19 protein-coding genes are annotated in these 18020 nt (G+C 68.6%); 15 read left to right on the plus strand and 4 right to left on the minus strand.

Annotation, left to right across the window (positions count from 1 at the left end):
- The first annotated feature begins 5 nt into the window (after window positions 1-5).
- The 14 genes from murU to KHO18_RS14460 all read left to right on the plus strand — a co-directional run bounded on the left by murU (window position 6) and on the right by KHO18_RS14460 (window position 13261).
- Window positions 6-770 (plus strand): N-acetylmuramate alpha-1-phosphate uridylyltransferase MurU, encoded by a 765-nt coding sequence (gene murU, locus KHO18_RS14395; protein ID WP_211943434.1) that lies wholly within the window; start codon window positions 6-8, stop codon window positions 768-770.
- A 99-nt stretch (window positions 771-869) separates the two neighbouring features.
- Window positions 870-2276, plus strand: coding sequence for an aminopeptidase P N-terminal domain-containing protein (locus tag KHO18_RS14400; protein WP_211943422.1), 1407 nt, complete (start codon window positions 870-872; stop codon window positions 2274-2276).
- Complete coding sequence (locus KHO18_RS14405; protein ID WP_244844806.1) at window positions 2273-2830, plus strand: hypothetical protein; 558 nt, start codon at window positions 2273-2275, stop codon at window positions 2828-2830. The genes KHO18_RS14400 and KHO18_RS14405 overlap by 4 nt, the downstream gene beginning before the upstream one ends.
- Window positions 2748-4058: a UbiH/UbiF/VisC/COQ6 family ubiquinone biosynthesis hydroxylase gene (locus KHO18_RS14410; protein ID WP_211943423.1), complete on the plus strand. Its 1311-nt coding sequence runs from the start codon at window positions 2748-2750 to the stop codon at window positions 4056-4058. The genes KHO18_RS14405 and KHO18_RS14410 overlap by 83 nt, the downstream gene beginning before the upstream one ends.
- 204 nt (window positions 4059-4262) lie before the next feature.
- Window positions 4263-5336 carry a tRNA dihydrouridine synthase DusB gene (gene dusB, locus KHO18_RS14415; protein ID WP_144197225.1) on the plus strand — a complete coding sequence of 358 codons (1074 nt, stop codon included), beginning with the start codon at window positions 4263-4265 and terminating at the stop codon, window positions 5334-5336.
- Complete coding sequence (locus KHO18_RS14420) at window positions 5333-5566, plus strand: Fis family transcriptional regulator (RefSeq protein ID WP_019447044.1); 234 nt, start codon at window positions 5333-5335, stop codon at window positions 5564-5566. The genes dusB and KHO18_RS14420 overlap by 4 nt, the downstream gene beginning before the upstream one ends.
- 16 nt (window positions 5567-5582) lie before the next feature.
- Window positions 5583-7157: a bifunctional phosphoribosylaminoimidazolecarboxamide formyltransferase/IMP cyclohydrolase gene (gene purH / locus KHO18_RS14425; protein ID WP_144197224.1), complete on the plus strand. Its 1575-nt coding sequence runs from the start codon at window positions 5583-5585 to the stop codon at window positions 7155-7157.
- Between the two features lie 119 nt (window positions 7158-7276).
- Entirely contained in the window at window positions 7277-7822 is a 546-nt protein-coding gene (gene ruvC, locus KHO18_RS14430) for a crossover junction endodeoxyribonuclease RuvC (RefSeq protein WP_144197512.1), read from the plus strand.
- Window positions 7823-7945: 123 nt separating this feature from the next.
- Window positions 7946-9112 (plus strand): glycerophosphodiester phosphodiesterase, encoded by a 1167-nt coding sequence (locus KHO18_RS14435; protein WP_211943424.1) that lies wholly within the window; start codon window positions 7946-7948, stop codon window positions 9110-9112.
- A gap of 77 nt (window positions 9113-9189) precedes the next feature.
- On the plus strand, window positions 9190-9771 hold the full coding sequence (gene ruvA, locus KHO18_RS14440) for a Holliday junction branch migration protein RuvA (protein ID WP_144197222.1): 582 nt from the start codon (window positions 9190-9192) through the stop codon (window positions 9769-9771).
- Between the two features lie 60 nt (window positions 9772-9831).
- Window positions 9832-10902, plus strand: coding sequence for a Holliday junction branch migration DNA helicase RuvB (gene ruvB / locus KHO18_RS14445; RefSeq protein WP_144197221.1), 1071 nt, complete (start codon window positions 9832-9834; stop codon window positions 10900-10902).
- A 239-nt stretch (window positions 10903-11141) separates the two neighbouring features.
- Complete coding sequence (locus KHO18_RS14450; protein WP_144197220.1) at window positions 11142-11723, plus strand: hypothetical protein; 582 nt, start codon at window positions 11142-11144, stop codon at window positions 11721-11723.
- A 62-nt stretch (window positions 11724-11785) separates the two neighbouring features.
- Window positions 11786-12370 carry a BPSL1445 family SYLF domain-containing lipoprotein gene (locus KHO18_RS14455; RefSeq protein WP_144197219.1) on the plus strand — a complete coding sequence of 195 codons (585 nt, stop codon included), beginning with the start codon at window positions 11786-11788 and terminating at the stop codon, window positions 12368-12370.
- Between the two features lie 147 nt (window positions 12371-12517).
- Entirely contained in the window at window positions 12518-13261 is a 744-nt protein-coding gene (locus KHO18_RS14460; protein WP_144197218.1) for a queuosine precursor transporter, read from the plus strand.
- Between the two features lie 30 nt (window positions 13262-13291).
- Here the strand turns inward: KHO18_RS14460 and KHO18_RS14465 are convergent, their stop codons facing one another.
- Genes KHO18_RS14465 through tyrS form a run of 4 tightly spaced genes read right to left on the minus strand, consistent with a single transcriptional unit; the run spans window position 13292 to window position 16409 of the window.
- The gene (locus KHO18_RS14465; RefSeq protein WP_211943425.1) at window positions 13292-13966 is read right to left on the minus strand and encodes a histidine phosphatase family protein; all 675 of its coding nucleotides are present in this window, start codon (window positions 13964-13966) and stop codon (window positions 13292-13294) included.
- A 56-nt stretch (window positions 13967-14022) separates the two neighbouring features.
- A complete protein-coding gene (locus KHO18_RS14470) occupies window positions 14023-14670 on the minus strand; it encodes a YbhB/YbcL family Raf kinase inhibitor-like protein (protein ID WP_144197216.1) in 648 nt (215 codons plus the stop codon).
- 20 nt (window positions 14671-14690) lie between these two features.
- A complete protein-coding gene (dtd, locus tag KHO18_RS14475) occupies window positions 14691-15161 on the minus strand; it encodes a D-aminoacyl-tRNA deacylase (RefSeq protein ID WP_144197215.1) in 471 nt (156 codons plus the stop codon).
- Window positions 15162-15167: 6 nt separating this feature from the next.
- Window positions 15168-16409: a tyrosine--tRNA ligase gene (gene tyrS, locus KHO18_RS14480; protein WP_144197214.1), complete on the minus strand. Its 1242-nt coding sequence runs from the start codon at window positions 16407-16409 to the stop codon at window positions 15168-15170.
- 215 nt (window positions 16410-16624) lie between these two features.
- On the opposite strand from tyrS, the gene KHO18_RS14485 reads away from it, so the two are divergent.
- Window positions 16625-18019, plus strand: coding sequence for a M23 family metallopeptidase (locus KHO18_RS14485; RefSeq protein ID WP_144197213.1), 1395 nt, complete (start codon window positions 16625-16627; stop codon window positions 18017-18019).
- The last annotated feature ends 1 nt before the right edge of the window (window position 18020 follow it).

Below are 18020 nucleotides of genomic sequence, written 5' to 3' on the forward strand. Positions count from 1 at the left end.
ACACCCTGAAAGCGATGATCTTCGCGGCGGGACGCGGCGACCGCATGCGTCCGCTGACCGATACCTGCCCCAAGCCGCTGCTGCACGTGGGCGGCAAGCCGCTGATCGTCTGGAAGATCGAGGCGCTGGCGCGCGCCGGCCTGACCGACATCGTGATCAACCATGCCTGGCTCGGCGAGCAGCTGGAAACGGCGCTCGGCGACGGCTCGCGCTTCGGCGTGCGCCTGCACTGGTCGGCCGAAGGCAGCGCGCTGGAGACCGCCGGCGGCATCGCCAAGGCCCTGCCGCTGCTGACGACCAACCCCGACGCCGGCGAGATCTTCCTGGCCGTGTCGGGCGATATCTTCTGCGACTTCGACTACGCCACGCTGCTGCCACGCGCCCGCGCCATGGCCGGCGCGGTGCGCCCGATGATGCACCTGGTGATGGTGCCGAATCCGCCCTTCCACCCGCGCGGCGACTTCGCGCTGGCTGGCGATGGCCTGCTGCGGCTGCCCGATCAGGCAGGGGACGGCGAATCGCTGACCTTCGGCAATATCGGCCTGTACGACACGCGCCTGTTCCGCGAGATCGCGCCGGGCCAGAAAGTGGCGATGACGCCTTATTACCGCGCCGCGATTGCCAGCGGCGATGCCACCGGCGAACGTTTCGACGGGCGCTGGGAGAACGTCGGCACGCCGGCGCAGCTGGCCGCGCTGGATACGGAACTGCGCGCCGGATTAGGCGCCGAACCGGGCGCGCCCGCCACGGGCACCGGCGGCCGCGCCTGAGGCGCCCGCGCCACCGGCCAGGCTCCCAGGGGGCCACCCGCACGCCGACGGGTTTAGAATCGGCATCATTCCCCACCTCGCCACCTCGCCACCCACTCCATGTCCGCACCCGACTCCGCCCTGCTTGGCGCCTGCCGCGACCGCCGCGCCCGCGTGCTGCAACACCTGCGCGCCGGCGGCGGCGGCGTGGCCATCGTGCCCACCGCGCCCGAGGCCATGCGCAACCGTGACAGCGACTATCCCTATCGTCACGACAGCTATTTCTATTACCTGACCGGCTTCACCGAGCCCGAGGCCGTGCTGGTGCTGGTGGCCGGCGCGCCCGGGGACGGCCCCGGCGCGGACCGCAGCATCCTGTTCTGCCGCCCCAAGCACGAGGAGCGCGAGATCTGGGACGGCTTCCGCCATGGCCCCGAAGGCGCGCGCGCCGCGTTCGGCCTGGACGAGGCGCACTCGGTGGAGGAAATCGACGCCCTGCTGCCGCCGCTGCTGGCCAATCGCGCCCAGGTGGCGTATCCGCTCGCTGCCTCGGCCGAGACCGACCTGAAGGTGCGCCGCTGGCTCGACGCCGTGCGCATGCAGGGCCGCGCCGGCGTGGCCGCGCCGTCCGCCGCGCTCGACGTGCGCACCCTCCTCGACGAAATGCGGCTGTTCAAGGACGCCGGCGAGGTGGCGATCATGCGCCGCGCGGGCGAAATCTCCGCCCAGGCGCACGTGCGGGCCATGCGCGCCTCGCGCGCCGGGCTCAAGGAATATCACCTCGAAGCCGAACTGCTCTACGAATTCCGCCGCCATGGCGCGCAGAGCGTGGCCTACAACTCGATCGTGGCCACCGGCCCGAACGCCTGCGTGCTGCACTACCGCGCCGGCCCGGCCGAATTGCGCGATGGCGACCTGTGCCTGATCGACGCCGGCTGCGAACTCGACGGCTATGCCTCCGACATCACCCGCACCTTCCCGGTCTCGGGCCGCTTCTCGCCCGCCCAGCGCGAGCTGTACGACCTGGTGGTGGCCGCGCAGGAAGCCGCCATCGCCCAGACGCGCGCCGGCGTGCCGTACAACGTGCCGCACGACGCCGCCGTGAAAGTGCTGGCGCAGGGCATGCTCGACACCGGCCTGCTCGACCGCAACAAGGAGGGCACGCTGGACGACGTGCTGGCCAGCGGCAGCTATCGCCGCTTCTATATGCACCGCACCGGCCACTGGCTGGGCATGGACGTGCACGACGTAGGCGAGTACCGCACGCCGGGCCCGCTGCCCGCCGGCCATGAGGGCGAGCGGCCGTGGCGGCCGCTGGAACCCGGCATGGTGCTGACCATCGAACCTGGTATTTATGTGCGCCCGGCCGAAGACGTGCCGGAGCGCTACTGGCATATCGGCATCCGGATCGAGGACGACGCCGTCGTCACCACCGGCGACTGCGACCTGCTCACGCGCGGCGTGCCGGTCAAGGCCGATGAGATCGAGGCGCTGATGCGCGACAACCTGGGAGATTTCGCACGATGAAGACCCTGCTCCGCAAGCTGTTCAGCGGTGGCGGCACGCAATATACGCATTCCAGCAAGCCCGCAGCAGCGCGGCAAGTGGTGCCGGGCGAGCCGTTCGTGATCAATCTGTATGACGACCGCCTGGTCGTGCATCGTCCTGACGGCCAGCGCGAGGAACTCGCCTGGGCGGCGCTGGAACGTGTGATCGTGCGCGTTTCCGACCGCGCGCCCTGGGCCGGTGCCGCCTGGCTGATCCTGGCCGGCGACGCCGAGAGCAAGCAGGGCTGCGTGGCCCCGCTGGACGCCGCCAACGGCGATGCGCTGGTGGCGCACCTGCAGGCGCTGCCCGGCTTCAGCCAGCAGAAGCTCGACAACGCGCTGCGCGATGCCGCTGCCGGCAAGTCACGCACGGATGCCGTGCTGTGGAAGCGCGCCGCGGCCAATGCAGCAAACGCGGCCGAGACTGCCCAATCCGGCGAGGAAGCTCCTGATGACAAGCACCGTGACCCCGACGCCCAGCACCAGCACCAGTCCCAACACCAGTCCCAGCCACAGTCCGGCGCCCAGCCCTGAGCCGTTCGACATTGCCATCGTTGGCGGCGGGCCGGTCGGCCTGGCGCTGGCGGCGCAGCTCTTGCGCACCACGCCGTGGCGGATCGTGCTGATCGATGCGGCCACGCCGGCACGCGCCGCGCGGGACCCACGGGCGATTGCGCTGTCGCACGGCAGCCGCCAGCTACTGGAGCAGATTGGCGCGTGGCCGATGCCGGTGCAACCCATCGAGCACATTCATGTGTCGCAGCGCGGGCGCTTTGGCCACGTGAAACTGCATCACGACGATTACGGCGTGCCGGCGCTCGGCTATGTCGTGCGCTACGGCGACCTGTGCCAGACGCTGGAACGCGCGCTGGCGCGGGCTGCGGAGGCTGCGCCGGGCCGTCTGGCGCGCCTGTTCGAGACGCGCATCGACGACATCGCGCAGGACACCAAGGACGCCAAGGCCGATCGGCAGGAAGACGCGGCGCTGGTGCGGCTGAGCGGCACCTCGCATGCCGATCAGGTCGGGCTGCCCATGGCGCTCACGGCGCGCATCGCCGTGCAGGCCGAAGGCGGACTGTTCCACCAGCGCACGCAGCGGCTGGCGCGCGGCGCCGAACCCTCGCGGCGGCGCGACTACCAGCAGACGGCCATCATCGGTCATGTGACGTGTACGCAACCTCGCCCCGGCTGGGCGTGGGAGCGCTTCACCGAGGAAGGGCCGCTCGCGCTGCTGCCGCATGACGAACACGGCACTGCCGGCTACGCGCTGGTCTGGTGCTGCCCGCCTGATACGGCCATGCGGCGGCTGGCGCTTTCCGAGGCCGAATTCGCCGAAGAACTGGGCGAGGCGTTCGGCTCGCGCATGGGCCGTTTCACGCTGGTGGGCAAGCGCCACGCGTTCCCGCTGGGGCTGAACGCGGCGCCGGTGACCGTCGATGGCCGCATCGCGGCGGTCGGCAACGCCGCGCAGACGCTGCATCCGGTGGCCGGACAAGGACTGAACCTGGGCCTGCGCGATGCCTTCGCGCTGGCCGACTCGCTGCGCGCCGGCTGCACGCCGCAGGCGTTGCTGGCCTTCGCCAGCCGCCACCGTGTGGACCGGGCCATGACCATCGGCGTGACCGACCTGCTGCCGCGCGTCTTTGGCGTCGGCGGGCCGCTGGCGGCCCATGCGCGCGGGGCGTCGCTGGCGGCGCTGGCCTGCGTGGCGCCGCTCAAGGACGCGCTGGCGCGGCACATGATGTACGGCGCGCGCCGCTGACATCCCAGTCGCGGCGGGCGGGGCGGCCGTGCCACGCAGGCATGGCCCGCCCCCGTCATCCATGATATTTGCTCATTTCTTGGGCAACCCGGTCCGTTTGGCGGTAAAATCCCGCCCTCGCGCCTTCCCCCAGTACCTGTTTACCGAACGTGCCGAGTGACGCAAACCCGTCTCCGGGCGCCTGTTCCCTTCGCTATTCCTATCGTGCAGATCGGTCCGCATCGTCTTCGCAACAACCTGTTCGTCGCCCCCATGGCCGGGGTGACGGACCGGCCGTTCCGGCAGCTGTGCAAGCAGCTGGGCGCGGGCTACGCGGTGTCCGAGATGGTGGCGTCCAACGCCCAGCTGTGGAAGAGCGAGAAGACCATGCGCCGCGCCAACCACGCGGGCGAGGTGGAGCCGATCTCGGTGCAGATCGCTGGCGCCGAGCCGGGGATGATGGCCGAGGCGGCCCGCTACAACGTGGACCGGGGCGCCCAGATCATCGACATCAACATGGGTTGCCCGGCCAAGAAGGTCTGCAACGTGGCGGCCGGGTCGGCGCTGCTGCAGAACGAGCCGCTGGTGGTGCGCATCGTCGAGGCCGTGGTGGCCGCCGTGGGCGACCGCGTGCCCGTGACGCTGAAGATCCGCACCGGCTGGGACCGCGAGCACAAGAATGCGCTGCGCGTGGCGCGCCTGGTGGAAGACGCCGGCATCAGCATGCTGACGATCCACGGGCGCACGCGCGCGGACCTGTATCACGGCGAGGCCGAGTACGAGACGATTGCGGCGGTCAAGCAGTCGATCCGGATTCCCGTGGTGGCCAACGGCGACATCACGTCGCCGCAGAAGGCGCGCCAGGTACTGGCCGCCACCGGCGCGGACGCGATCATGATCGGCCGCGCGGCGCAGGGCCGGCCGTGGCTGTTCCGCGAGATCGAACACTTCCTGGCGACCGGCGAGATGCTGCCGTCGCCCGAGGTGGCCGAGATCCGCGCGATCATGAACCATCACCTGGCCGACCACTACGCGTTTTACGGCGAGTTCACCGGCGTGCGCACCGCGCGCAAGCACATTGCCTGGTACACGCGCGGCCTCAAGGGCGCGAACCTGTTCCGGCATCGGATGAACACGCTGGAGTCCACCACGGCGCAGCTGGAGGCCGTGAATGCCTTCTTCGACGAGCAGGCGGCGATTTCCGACCGCCTGGTCTACGTGGAAGACGGCGACGCCACGGCCGAAGGTGAAAATAAGAACGCCGACAACAACAAGAACAAGGAATTGCTTGCCGCATGAGCCGCAACGCCATCGATCAATGTATCCGGGACAGCCTGGATACCTACTTTCGCGACCTGGACGGCGAAGAGCCGTCCAATATGTACAACATGGTGCTGGAGGCCGTGGAGCGGCCCCTGCTGGAAGCCGTGATGGTGCGCGCCGAGCGCAACCAGTCGCTGGCGGCCGCCTATCTCGGCATCAATCGCAACACGCTGCGCAAGAAGCTGCAGCAACACGGTTTACTTTGAAGCGTTCCCCCAAGCCATGATCAAGCAAGCCCTTCTCTCCGTTTCCGACAAGACCGGCATCGTCGATTTCGCGCGCGACCTGAACGCGCTCGGCGTGGTGCTGCTTTCCACCGGCGGCACCGCCAAGCTGCTGGCCGACGCCGGCCTGCCCGTGACGGAGGTGGCCGACTACACCGGCTTTCCGGAAATGCTGGACGGCCGCGTGAAGACGCTGCACCCGAAGGTGCACGGCGGCATCCTGGCCCGCCGCGACCTGCCCGAGCACATGGCCGCGCTGGCCGAGCACCAGATCCCCACCATCGACCTGCTGGTGGTGAACCTGTACCCGTTCCAGCAGACCGTGGCCAAGGACGACTGCACGCTGCCGGACGCCATCGAGAACATCGACATCGGCGGCCCGACCATGCTGCGCTCGGCGGCCAAGAACCACCGCGACGTGACCGTGATCGTGGACCCGGCCGACTACGCCGTGGTGCTGGACGAGATGCGCGCCAACGCCAACAGCGTCGGCTACGACACCAACTTCCGCCTGGCGACCAAGGTTTTCGCGCATACCGCTCAATATGACGGTGCGATCACAAATTACCTGACCAGCCTCGGCGCCGACAAGTCGCACCAGGCCCGCAGCGCCTATCCGCAGACGCTGAACCTGGCCTTCGAGAAGGTGCAGGAGATGCGCTACGGCGAGAACCCGCACCAGTCGGCCGCGTTCTACCGCGACCTGAAGGCCGTGGACGGCGCGCTGGCCAACTACGTGCAGTTGCAGGGCAAGGAGCTGTCGTACAACAACATCGCCGACGCGGACGCCGCGTGGGAGTGCGTGAAGTCGTTCGACGCTGCCAACGGCGCCGCCTGCGTGATCATCAAGCACGCCAACCCGTGCGGCGTGGCCGTGGGCGTGAACGCGCTGGAAGCCTACGACAAGGCCTTCAAGACCGACTCGACCTCGGCCTTCGGCGGCATCATCGCCTTCAACGTGGAACTGGACGAAGCCGCCGCGCAGGCCGTGGCGAAGCAGTTCGTGGAAGTGCTGATCGCCCCGTCGTTCAGCACGGCGGCCCGCAACGTGTTCGCGGCCAAGCAGAACGTGCGTCTGCTGGAGATTCCGCTGGGCAAGGGCGTGAACCAGTACGACCTCAAGCGCGTGGGCGGCGGCCTGCTGGTGCAGGGCCCCGATGCGCGCAACGTGCAGCCGTCCGAGCTGCGCGTGGTGACGCGCCGCCACCCCACCCCGAAGGAAATGGACGATCTGATGTTCGCCTGGCGCGTGGCCAAGTTCGTGAAGTCGAACGCCATCGTGTTCTGCGGCGGCGGCATGACGCTGGGCGTGGGCGCGGGCCAGATGAGCCGCGTGGACTCGGCCCGCATCGCCAGCATCAAGGCGCAGAACGCCGGCCTGACCCTGGCGGGCTCCGCCGTGGCCAGCGACGCCTTCTTCCCGTTCCGTGACGGCCTGGACGTGGTGGTGGACGCCGGCGCAACCTGCGTGATCCAGCCGGGCGGCTCGATGCGCGACGACGAGGTGATCGCCGCCGCCGACGAGCGCAACATCGCCATGGTGCTGACCGGCACGCGCCACTTCCGGCACTGATGTATCCCGCTGGGGACCGGGGCGCCCGCTTCGATCCCCAGGGCCCCGCGCCCATCGGCGCGGGCGCCAATCCGCAATTCCACTACACTACGCGCATCTCTCCGGCTTCTCCCGCTTTCATGCGCATCCTCGGCATCGATCCCGGCCTCCGCACCACCGGCTTTGGCGTGTTGGAAAAACACGGCAACAAGCTGGCCTACGTGGCCTCCGGCACCATCAAGAGCGACGGGAATTCCAGCCTCCCGGAGCGGCTCAAGACCCTTTACGACGGCATCGCCGAAGTCGCCCGCACCTATGCGCCCGACTGCGCGGCCATCGAGAAGGTCTTCGTCAACGTCAATCCGCAGTCCACGCTGATGCTCGGCCAGGCGCGCGGGGCCGCCATCTGCGGCCTGGTCGGCCATGGCCTGCCCGTGTTCGAGTACACCGCGCTCCAGCTCAAGGTGGCCGTGGTCGGCTATGGCCGGGCCAACAAGGAGCAGGTGCAGGAGATGGTGATGCGGCTGCTGGCGCTGTCCGGCCGGCCCAGTTCCGATGCGGCCGATGCCCTCGGCGTGGCCATCTGCCATGCCAACGGCGGCGATACGCTCGGCACGCTGGCCGGCATGGCGCCCGACCTGGCCCGCAAGGGGCTGCGCGTGCGCCGCGGGCGCCTGGTCGGCTAGGCCGTCACACCTCGGCATACCTCAACAAACCCGGGCCCTGCCGCGTCGGCGGGCGCCGGACAGGCCAACCCCGGCCTCTGCTCGTACAATCGGCGTTCCGCCCCCTCCCATGAACGCCGCGCGATGTCCCTCCTTCCCCGCCTGACCCTTGCCTTTGCCACCGCCACGCTGATCGCGGGCTGCACCACGCCGTCGCACCACGCGCACAAGGACAAGGTTGCGGCCGCGGCATCCCCGGCCCCCGCCCAGGCCGCGCCGCCGGCCCCGAAGGCGCTGGTCATCGCCCATCGTGGCGCCAGCGCGCTTCGGCCGGAGCACACGCTGGCGTCCTACGCCAAGGCCATCGAGGACGGCGCCGACGTGATCGAGCCAGACCTCGTCATGACCCGCGACGGCGTGCTGGTGGCCCGCCACGAGAACGACATCACCGGCACCACCAACGTGGCCGAAGTGGCCGGGTTCGCCGACCGCAAGCGCATCAAGGTCATCGACGGGGAACGCCTGACCGGCTGGTTCACCGAGGACTTCACACTGGCCGAACTGAAGACGCTGCGCGCCCGCGAGCGGATTCCGAAGCTGCGCCCGCTCAACGCCAAGCTGAACGACCAGTTCGAGATTCCCACCTTCGACGAAATCCTGCGGCTGGCCTCGCAGGCCGCCCTGAAGCGCGGCCGCCCGGTGGGTCTCTACCCTGAGCTGAAGCATCCGAGCTACTTCCGGGGCATCGGCCTGCCGCCCGAGGAGAAGCTCGCCGCCGCGCTGCAGGGCAACGCCTACGCCCGCAGCGCGCCGGTCTACGTCCAGTCGTTCGAAGTGGGCCCGCTGCGCACGATGAAGCGGCTGCTGGGTACGTCGATGCCAAACGTGAAGATCGTGCAGCTGATTGGCAGCCCGTCCGGCCGCCCCGCCGACTGGCGCCTGGCCGGCGACACGCGCAACTACGCCGAGATGCTCACGCCGCTGGGCCTGCGCGAGGTGGCCACCTACGCCAACGGCATCGGCCCCGAGAAGAGCAACGTGGTGCCGCGCGACGCCCAGGGCGCACTGGCCGCCCCCACCGCGCTGGTGACCAACGCCCACGCGGCAGGGCTGACCGTCCACCCGTACACGTTCCGGCCCGAGAACGGCTTCCTGCCGAAGCCTTTGCGGGTGGCCGGCGGTGACGCCACGCGCAGCCCCAACGGCCTGGTGCGCGAGATCCAGGCCTTCCTGGCCGCCGGCGTGGATGGCATCTTCACGGACGACCCGGCACTGGGCCGCCGCGCGGTGGACAGCACGCCGGAGCGGTAGCACGGCGCGATAACCCCCAGCGCGCCACCCGCTCGCGCTACACTTGCCGGCAATTTCGTCACCCCACCCTGCCCACCATGATCGGTCGCATTGCCGGCACCCTGCTTGAGAAGAATCCCCCGCACCTGTTGGTCGACTGCCACGGCGTGGGTTATGAGATCGACGTGCCGATGAGCACGTTCTACAACCTGCCCGCCGTGGGCCAGCCGGTGACGCTGCTGACGCAGCAGATCGTGCGCGAGGATGCCCACCTGCTCTACGGCTTCGGCTCGGCGTCCGAGCGCAACACGTTCCGCGAACTGATCAAGATCACCGGCATCGGCGCGCGCATGGCGCTGGCCGTGCTGTCGGGGCTGTCCGTCGCCGAACTGGCGCAGGCCGTCACGCTGCAGGAGGCGGGCCGGCTGACGCGGATTCCGGGCATCGGCAAGAAAACCGCCGAGCGGCTGCTGCTGGAGCTCAAGGGCAAGCTGGGGGCCGAACTGGGCCACGCGCCCGGCGCCACGCCCGTGGCCGACAACGCCGTGGACGTGCTCAACGCCCTGCTGGCGCTGGGCTACTCCGAGAAAGAGGCCGCGCTGGCCATCAAGCAGGTGCCGGCTGGCACGGGCGTGTCCGACGGCATCAAGCTGGCGCTGAAGGCGCTCTCGAAGGGCTAGCGAAGGGCGAACGCTAGGGGCAGCCGGCGTAGAATGGCGGCTGTTCTGCATTCCACTGCCATGATCGAAACCGACAAGCTCACCGGCGCCGAGCGCCAGCCCGAACGGGTTATCTCGGCCACCCCCGCCTCCGCCCGCGAGGAGGCCTTCGAGCGCGCCCTGCGGCCCAAGCTGCTGGATGAGTACGTCGGCCAGGAAAAGATCCGTGGCCAACTCGACATCTTCATGCACGCGGCCCGCAACCGCCGCGAGGCGCTGGACCACGTGCTGCTGTTCGGCCCGCCGGGCCTCGGCAAGACCACGCTGGCCCACATCATCGCGCGCGAGATGGGCGTGAGCCTGCGCCAGACCTCCGGGCCGGTGCTGGAGCGCCCGGGCGACCTCGCCGCGCTGCTGACCAACCTCGAAGCCAACGACGTGCTGTTCATCGACGAAATCCACCGGCTCTCGCCGGTCGTCGAGGAAATCCTGTACCCGGCGCTCGAGGACTACCAGATCGACATCATGATCGGCGAAGGCCCGGCGGCCCGCTCGGTCAAGCTGGACCTGCAGCCGTTCACGCTGGTGGGCGCCACCACGCGCGCCGGCATGCTGACCAACCCGCTGCGCGACCGCTTCGGCATTGTGGCGCGGCTGGAGTTCTATACGGCGGAGGAACTGGCGCGCATCGTCACGCGCTCCGCCCAGTTGCTCAACGCGGTGATCGAGCCCCAGGGTGCGCTGGAGATTGCGCGCCGGGCACGCGGCACGCCGCGCATCGCCAACCGGCTGCTGCGGCGCGTGCGCGACTACGCCGAGGTGAAAGGCGACGGCACGATCAGCCGCGAGACGGCCGACGCCGCGCTGGCGATGCTCGACGTGGATCGCGTCGGCTTCGACCTGATGGACCGCAAGCTGCTGGAAGCCGTGCTGCACAAGTTCGGCGGCGGCCCGGTGGGTGTGGACAACCTGGCGGCGGCCATCGGCGAGGAGCGCGACACCATCGAGGACGTGCTGGAGCCCTACCTGATCCAGCAGGGTTACCTGCAGCGCACTCCGCGCGGGCGGGTGGCGACGGCGGCGGCGTATCGGCATTTCGGGCTCGCCACGCCCCAGGACGACACGGGCGGCGATCTGCTTGAGGCACCCTGAGCGCCGCCCTGAGCGTCCACCGGGGCGCCCCCTGCGCCTCTCCCCAGACAAAATCGGCCGATTCCGGCCTGCTGCGGTGCGCAACGACCGCGCATTGCAGCCCTCCCTAGCCAGTTAAACGTTTTCGCGCGCCGCTCCAAATTTTTTCGAAGTGGATTGCCCGCTTATGGCCGGTTGTCCACAATGGCTCCATCAGTTTCCACTCCCAGCGCCCACTGCGCCAGAAAGGACACAGAGCCATGATCCAGCGACCCATCCCGACCCTTGCCATGCTTGCCAGCCTGCTCCTGGCCGCTGGCGCCGCGCATGCGCAGAAGACGCCTGCGCCGGTCGGCATCGCCGAGGAAGCCGTTATCAGCGGCAAGGTCGTCGATATCGATGCCAACTCGAAGGCGGTGCTCGTGCAGGGGCCGAAGGGCAATATCGTCGAGATCGTGGGCGGCGACGAGGCCAAGAACATTGGCAACGTGCGCAAGGGCGACATCGTCACGCTGACCCGCGCGGCGGCCGTGGTGGCGGCGCTGGAGCCGCTCGACAGCAAGGACACCGCGCTGATGGAGCAGGTGGAGCGTACCTCGCGCGCGCCGGAGGGCGGCAAGCCCGGCGTGATGCGCGAGATCACCACCACCATCACGGCGCAGATCACCAAGATCGATACCGCCAATCGCACCGTGACGTTCCGTGGCCCGCGCGAGACGCTGCGCACGGTCAAGGTCCGCGACCCGAACATCGACCTCACCAAGATCAAGCAGGGACAGATGGCGAAGATCGTTGTGCGGGAGGTTGTCGCCATTACCGTGAAGTCGCCTAACGCCGGCTGAAATCCGGTCCGAACCACCGGAAAGAGTCGAATGCAGTACTTTTCCCCATCAGGAGGTTGCATATGAATCGACGCCATTTCGTGACGCGGGTGACCGGATCCGGCCTGCTCGTGGCCACGGCATTTGCCGCGGGCTGCACCACCACGGGCCCCAAGACGCCAGAGGACGCCGCGGCCAAGAGACAGGAAATCGACGCCGGCGTGGACGGCGCGCTGAACCGGCTCTACGCCTCGGTGGACGGCTCGCGCGAGCTGGCCAACCGCTCCCAGGGCATTCTGGTGTTCCCGCGCGTGATCGGCGGCGGGCTGGTCGTGGCCGGCGAGTATGGCGACGGCGCGCTGCGCACGAAAGGCGCCACAGTGGGCTACTACCGCACGATTTCGGCTTCGTTCGGCTTCACCGCCGGCGGCCAGTCGAAGGCGGTGATCATGATGTTCATGACGCCCGAGGCCTACAACAAGTTCGTGCAGTCCAGCGGCTGGACGGCCGGCGTGGACGGCAGCGTGGCGCTGGCCAAGATCGGCGCAAACGGCAAGCTGGATACCGTCACGGCCCAGCAGCCGGTGATCGGCTTCGTGCAGACCAACGCGGGGCTGATGTTCGATGCCTCGCTCGATGGCTCCAAGATCAGCAAGCTGTCGCTCTGATCGACTGGTTTTCCATCCTCCAGGGTGTGTTGGCTCCCGGCTCCGGCCGGGAGTTTTCTTTTGCGGGCCCGGCGCAGGCGGCTTGCCGACACGTGTGGCGCCGCGCTGGCATAATCGCGCGAACCCCGCACCGGAAGCTCCCCGCCCATGCCAGAGTCTCACGCCACGCCCCTCCCTGCCGTCGATGCCGCGCATACCGGGCGCGTCTACCGCTACTACGACTTCGTCATGGTGGCCTTCGTCACGGTGCTGCTCTGCTCCAACCTGATCGGCGCAGCCAAGGCGGCGCAGGTCACGCTGCCGTGGATCGGCCCGGTCACCTTCGGCGCCGGCGTGCTGTTCTTCCCGATTTCCTACATCTTTGGCGACGTGCTCACCGAGGTCTACGGCTATGGCCGCGACCGCCGCGTGGTCTGGGCCGGCTTCACCGCGCTGGCCTTCGCCACGTTCATGAGCCTGGTGGTGCTGAAGATGCCGGTGGCGCCGTTCATGGCGGATTACCAGAAGAGCCTGGAGGATGTGTTCGGCAACACGTGGCGGATCGCGCTGGGGTCGCTGATCGCGTTCTGCTGCGGCAGCTTCACCAACAGCTACGTGCTGGCCAAGATGAAGCTGTGGAGCGGCGGGCGCTGGCTGTGGACGCGCACCATCGGATCCACGCTGGCCGGGGAGCTGGTCGATTCGTCGCTGTTCTACGTGATTGCCTTCTACGGCATCTGGCCGCTGGAGAAGGTCATCCAGGTGGCCGTGGCGCAGTACGTGCTGAAGACGGCCTGGGAAGTGGTGATGACGCCGGTCACCTACAAGGTGGTGGGGTTCCTGAAGCGGGCCGAGAACGAGGACTGGTTCGACCGGCACACGAACTTCACGCCGTTCCGGCTCAAGGTCTGAGGCCCCGGGGGCGGGCCCCCGGAAGCGCGATCAGGGCACGCGCTTGTCGACTTCGTCGAGCGCCAGCGCCTCCAGGTGGCTCACATCGCCCCATTGCAGCAGGGTCAGGTGCGCGCTGTCGCTGCGCAGGCGGTTGACGCTGGCGTTCAGCAGCTCGTGCTGGCGCGGCGCCTCGAGCGTCATGCCGGTGGCCTCGCGATACAGGCAGTCGAGCACGCCGCCGTGCGCCACCAGCGCGATGCGCTCGCCCGGATGCCGGCGCGCCAGCGCCAGCGCGGCCTCGACCGCGCGTTCGTGGAATTCCAGCAGCGATTCGCCCTCGGGCGGCGCGTAGTCCGGCACGCGGGCCTGCCAGCGCGCGAAGTCCTCGGGGCGCTGCTCGGCCACTTCGGCATAGGTCATGCCTTCCAGGTCGCCGTAGCAGCGCTCGCGCAGGCGGTTGTCGGGGCGCACCGGCAGGCCGAGCGTCTCGGCCAGCGGCGTGGCGGTTTCCATGGCGCGGCCCAGGTCGCTCGAATAGATCGCGTCGATCGGCTCGCCGGCCAGCGCCTCGGCCAGCGCGGCAGCCTGGGCGCGGCCCACCTCGTTCAGCGGGATATCGAGCTGGCCCTGCAGCCGCCGCGCGCGGTTCCAGGCCGTCTCGCCATGGCGGATCACGATCAGGTGGGTGTAGGCCAGCGACTGCGGCCCGGTGCTTTGCGACATGCCGGTTCCTTGGGGGCGACGGTTGCGCGCGGGGTCTGCGCCCGGCGCGCGGATGATTACCGGATCAGTTTCGGATTGAGCGTGTAGGTGCCGGTCAGCGAGGCTTCGGCCAGCACGTGGCCCTGGATGGCCTGGCGCACGTCGGCGCCGGTGAAATGGCCTTCCACCGGCAGGCGTTCGATATCGAGCGCGTAGACGGTGAACACGTAGCGGTGCACGAGCGCGTCGTTCCACGGCGGGCAGGGACCGTCGTAGCCGAAGTAGTGGCCCTTCATGTCCTCGTCGCCGGAGAACCAGGCCGTGTAGTCGTTGGTGCCATGGCGCAGGCCGCCGGCCACGGCCGTGCCGACCAGCGTGTCCGGGCCCGGCTTGCCGCGTGCGATCACGCCGTCGCTGTGCGTGCCGGCCGAGATCGTGTTCAGGCCCGGCGGCATGTCCACCAGCACCCAGTGGAAGAAGTCCGCGCGCGGCAGCGACGCCGGCACTTCGCGGTCGGGCTGGTTCACGTCGTCGCCCACGGTCGGCACATCGGGATCATGGCAGACCAGCACGAACGAACGCGTCTCGGCGGGGGCCCCGTCCCAATGCAGGTCCGGATTGCGGTTGCTCGACAGCGCCACATGATTGGCGGCATCGGGCACGCAGAACGCAAACTCGCCCGGAATGGGCGCGTTGTCGGCAAATGCCTTGCTCCAGAGTTTCATGAGGATCTCCTTGGGATGTGTCACGCCGTGCCGGCCGGCGGCACACGCAGCCAGAACGTCACAGGGCCGTCATTGACGAGGCTGACCTGCATCATCGCGCCGAACTCGCCGGTTTCGACCGACGGATGCGCGGCGCGCGCGCAGGCCACAAAATGTTCATACAATCGCCGTCCCGTCTCGGGCGACGCCGCCGGCGTGAAGCTTGGCCGCGTGCCGCTGTTGGTATCGGCGGCGAGCGTGAACTGCGACACCACCAGCAGCCCGCCCGCCTTGCCCTGCCCGTCCATGTTCTGCACTGGCAGGTTCATCTTGCCCTCGGCGTCTGAAAACACGCGGTAGGCGAGCAGCTTGGCCAGCAGGCGTTCGGCCTGGGCCTCGGTGTCGCCGCGCTCGGCACAGACCAGCGCCAGCAGCCCGGCGCCGATTTCGCCGGTGATGCGGCCCGCCACGGTCACGCGGGCCTGCGCCACACGCTGGATCAGGGCGATCATCGCGCCTTACGCCAGGGTCACGCGCGCGAAGCGGCGCTTGCCCACCTGGACCACATAGGTGCCGGCGGCCACCTTGGTGGCCTTGTCGCTCACCACGGAGCCGTCGATCTTGACCCCGCCCTGCTCGATATTGCGGTTGGCCTCCGAGGTGGACGGCACCAGGCTGGCCTGCTTCAGCAGTTGGGCGATGCCCAGCGGCGCGCCTTCCAGCGTCACCGCCGGAATGTCGTCCGGCACGCCACCGCGCGCGCGGTGATTGAAGTCCTCGAGCGCCTTGTCGGCATCGGCCGCGCTGTGGAAGCGCGTGACGATCTCCTGCGCCAGCATCACCTTGCAGTCGCGCGGGTTGCGGCCCAGCGAGATCTCCTGCTTCATCAGGTCGATCTCGCTCATCGGCCGGAACGACAGCAGCGTGAAGTACTGCCACATCAGGTCGTCCGAGATGCTCATCAGCTTGCCGAACATGTCGTTCGGAGCCTCGGTCACGCCGATGTAGTTGTTTTTCGACTTCGACATCTTCTCGACGCCGTCCAGCCCCACCAGCAGCGGCATGGTCAGGATGCACTGCGGCTCCTGGCCATATTCCTTCTGCAGCTCCCGGCCCACCAGCAGGTTGAACTTCTGGTCGGTGCCGCCCAGCTCGATATCGGCCTTGAGCGCCACGGAATCGTAGCCCTGCATGAGCGGATAAAGGAACTCATGGACCGAAATCGGAATCCCAGACCGGAACCGTTTGGTGAAGTCGTCGCGCTCCATCATCCGGGCCACGGTGTACTTGGCCGCCAGCTGGATCATGCCGCGCGCGCCGAGCGGGTCGCTCCACTCGCTGTTGTAGCGGATCTCGGTCCGGGCGGGGTCGAGCACCAGGCTGGCCTGGCGGTAGTAGGTCTGGGCGTTGGCCTCGATCTGCTCCCGGGTAAGCGGCGGCCGGGTGGCATTACGGCCCGACGGATCGCCGATCGTGGAGGTGAAATCGCCAATCAGGAAGATCACCTGGTGGCCAAGGTCCTGGAGCTGGCGCAGCTTGTTCAGCACCACGGTATGACCCAGGTGGATGTCAGGCGCGGTGGGGTCCAGGCCCAGCTTGATACGGAGCGGCACCCCGGTGGCCTCGCTGCGGGCGAGCTTCTGGAGCCACTCGGCTTCGATCAACAGCTCGTCGCAGCCACGCTTGGTGATCTCCAGGGCATGCATCACCGACGGCGTAAGTGGATATTTGGCCGCGGCGGCCGGGGTCACTTCAGACATGAGATAAGTCGTTGAAATAATTAAGGAATCGCCGACGGACAGCCGGAGTCGTTCTGGTATAATCCGCGCTTTGTGCCTGCCGGGGCAGCCCGGCGGCAACCGCCATTGTAGGCGGCTGACAAACATTGGCCCGCGCCGCAACCTCGGGGGAGGAAGGCAGACGAAGACACATCGTCGCGGCAGCGGAGCCCGGAATCAAGGTTGAATTTTACGTGATGTGGTCCAGTCTCCGCGAAGTTTTCGCGCGCGAGCTGGTGGTGCTTGTCGACCCGACCAACCCCCAGCATGCCCGGCGCCGCAAGCAACTCACCGTTGCTGTCGGCACCGTTTTCACGCTCGGCATGGCTGCCGCGATGGGCGTCGCCCCGCGCAATGCCTATGACGACCCCCAGGCGCCGAAGGTGCGGGAGGCCATTCGCCTGCCCGACCTGCGCACCCAGCTCGAGCAACTCACCGAGAGCGACACCGAGAACCGCTACGTGCGCGAAGACCGCATGCAGCGCGGCGACACCCTGGCCACGCTGCTGCGCCGGCTGGGCGTGGAAGACCCGGACGCCCAGGCGTTCATCCTCAAGAACGCCACCGCGCGCGGGCTGCTCAACCTCGACGCCGGCCAGGCCGTGCAGGCCGAGATCGACGACCGCAACCTGCTGGTGTCGCTGCAGGCCAACCTGGGCGGCGACGCCGCCGCCTCGCGCGAACTCGTGATCGAGCGCGTGGCGCCGAAGGCCGAGGGCGGCGACTACACCTACAAGGCGCGCGTCCAGTCCGTGGACAACGACGTGCACTACGAGATGGCCTCCGGGGCGATCGAGGCCGGCGGCTTCTTCAAGGCAATGGACGGCGCCAACGTGCCGGACGAGATCGTCCAGCAGATGATCTCGATCTTCTCGGGCGTGATCGACTTCCACCACGACATCGCCAAGGGCGACCGCTTCCGTATCGTCTACGAGGCCGGTTTCCGCGACGGCGCCTTCGTGCGCAACGGCCGCGTGGTGGCCATCGAGCTGATCAATCGCAACACATTGCACCAGGCGCTCTGGTACGCGCCGGAAGACAGCGCAGCCGGCGCCTACTACACGTTCGACGGGCGCAGCATGAAGCGGCCGTTCCTGCGCTCGCCGGTGGAGTTCTCGCGCGTGTCGTCCGGTTTCGGCGGGCGTGACCATCCGCTCCACCACCAGTGGGCGCAGCACAAGGGCGTCGACTTCGCCGCGCCGCAGGGTACCAAGGTCATCGCCACCGGCGACGCCACCGTGGACTTCGTCGGCCAGCAGAACGGCTACGGCAATATCGTGGTGCTTCAGCACGCGGGCGGCTACTCCACGTACTACGCCCACCTGTCCGGCTTTGCCGGGCTGCGCCAGGGCCAGCACGTGAGCCAGGGGCAGGTGATCGGCTATGTCGGCGCCACCGGCTGGGCCACCGGGCCGCACCTGCACTACGAGTTCCGCTTCAACGACGTGCCGCAGAACCCGCTGACCATCACCCTGATGGAAGCGCCGGCGCTGACCGGCAAGTCGCGCACGCAGTTCCTGACCTATACCAGCGCGATGTTGAGCCGCATCAACATGCTGCGCACCTACAACGTCCTGACCGCCAGCAACTGAC

Origin of the sequence: Cupriavidus campinensis, from assembly GCF_905397395.1 — a bacterium.
Taxonomy (GTDB): domain Bacteria; phylum Pseudomonadota; class Gammaproteobacteria; order Burkholderiales; family Burkholderiaceae; genus Cupriavidus; species Cupriavidus campinensis.

Bases quoted from the DNA above. Each gene is read 5' to 3' on its own strand.
- KHO18_RS14485 (WP_144197213.1), top strand. From the start codon at position 16,625: ATGTGGTCCAGTCTCCGCGAAGTTTTCGCGCGCGAGCTGGTGGTGCTT.
- ruvC (WP_144197512.1), top strand. From the start codon at position 7,277: ATGCGCATCCTCGGCATCGATCCCGGCCTCCGCACCACCGGCTTTGGC.
- KHO18_RS14470 (WP_144197216.1), bottom strand. From the start codon at position 14,670: ATGAAACTCTGGAGCAAGGCATTTGCCGACAACGCGCCCATTCCGGGC.
- KHO18_RS14400 (WP_211943422.1), top strand. From the start codon at position 870: ATGTCCGCACCCGACTCCGCCCTGCTTGGCGCCTGCCGCGACCGCCGC.
- KHO18_RS14455 (WP_144197219.1), top strand. From the start codon at position 11,786: ATGAATCGACGCCATTTCGTGACGCGGGTGACCGGATCCGGCCTGCTC.
- KHO18_RS14460 (WP_144197218.1), top strand. From the start codon at position 12,518: ATGCCAGAGTCTCACGCCACGCCCCTCCCTGCCGTCGATGCCGCGCAT.
- KHO18_RS14465 (WP_211943425.1), bottom strand. From the start codon at position 13,966: ATGTCGCAAAGCACCGGGCCGCAGTCGCTGGCCTACACCCACCTGATC.
- KHO18_RS14410 (WP_211943423.1), top strand. From the start codon at position 2,748: ATGACAAGCACCGTGACCCCGACGCCCAGCACCAGCACCAGTCCCAAC.
- dtd (WP_144197215.1), bottom strand. From the start codon at position 15,161: ATGATCGCCCTGATCCAGCGTGTGGCGCAGGCCCGCGTGACCGTGGCG.
- KHO18_RS14405 (WP_244844806.1), top strand. From the start codon at position 2,273: ATGAAGACCCTGCTCCGCAAGCTGTTCAGCGGTGGCGGCACGCAATAT.
- KHO18_RS14435 (WP_211943424.1), top strand. From the start codon at position 7,946: ATGTCCCTCCTTCCCCGCCTGACCCTTGCCTTTGCCACCGCCACGCTG.
- purH (WP_144197224.1), top strand. From the start codon at position 5,583: ATGATCAAGCAAGCCCTTCTCTCCGTTTCCGACAAGACCGGCATCGTC.
- KHO18_RS14450 (WP_144197220.1), top strand. From the start codon at position 11,142: ATGATCCAGCGACCCATCCCGACCCTTGCCATGCTTGCCAGCCTGCTC.
- ruvB (WP_144197221.1), top strand. From the start codon at position 9,832: ATGATCGAAACCGACAAGCTCACCGGCGCCGAGCGCCAGCCCGAACGG.
- ruvA (WP_144197222.1), top strand. From the start codon at position 9,190: ATGATCGGTCGCATTGCCGGCACCCTGCTTGAGAAGAATCCCCCGCAC.
- tyrS (WP_144197214.1), bottom strand. From the start codon at position 16,409: ATGTCTGAAGTGACCCCGGCCGCCGCGGCCAAATATCCACTTACGCCG.
- KHO18_RS14420 (WP_019447044.1), top strand. From the start codon at position 5,333: ATGAGCCGCAACGCCATCGATCAATGTATCCGGGACAGCCTGGATACC.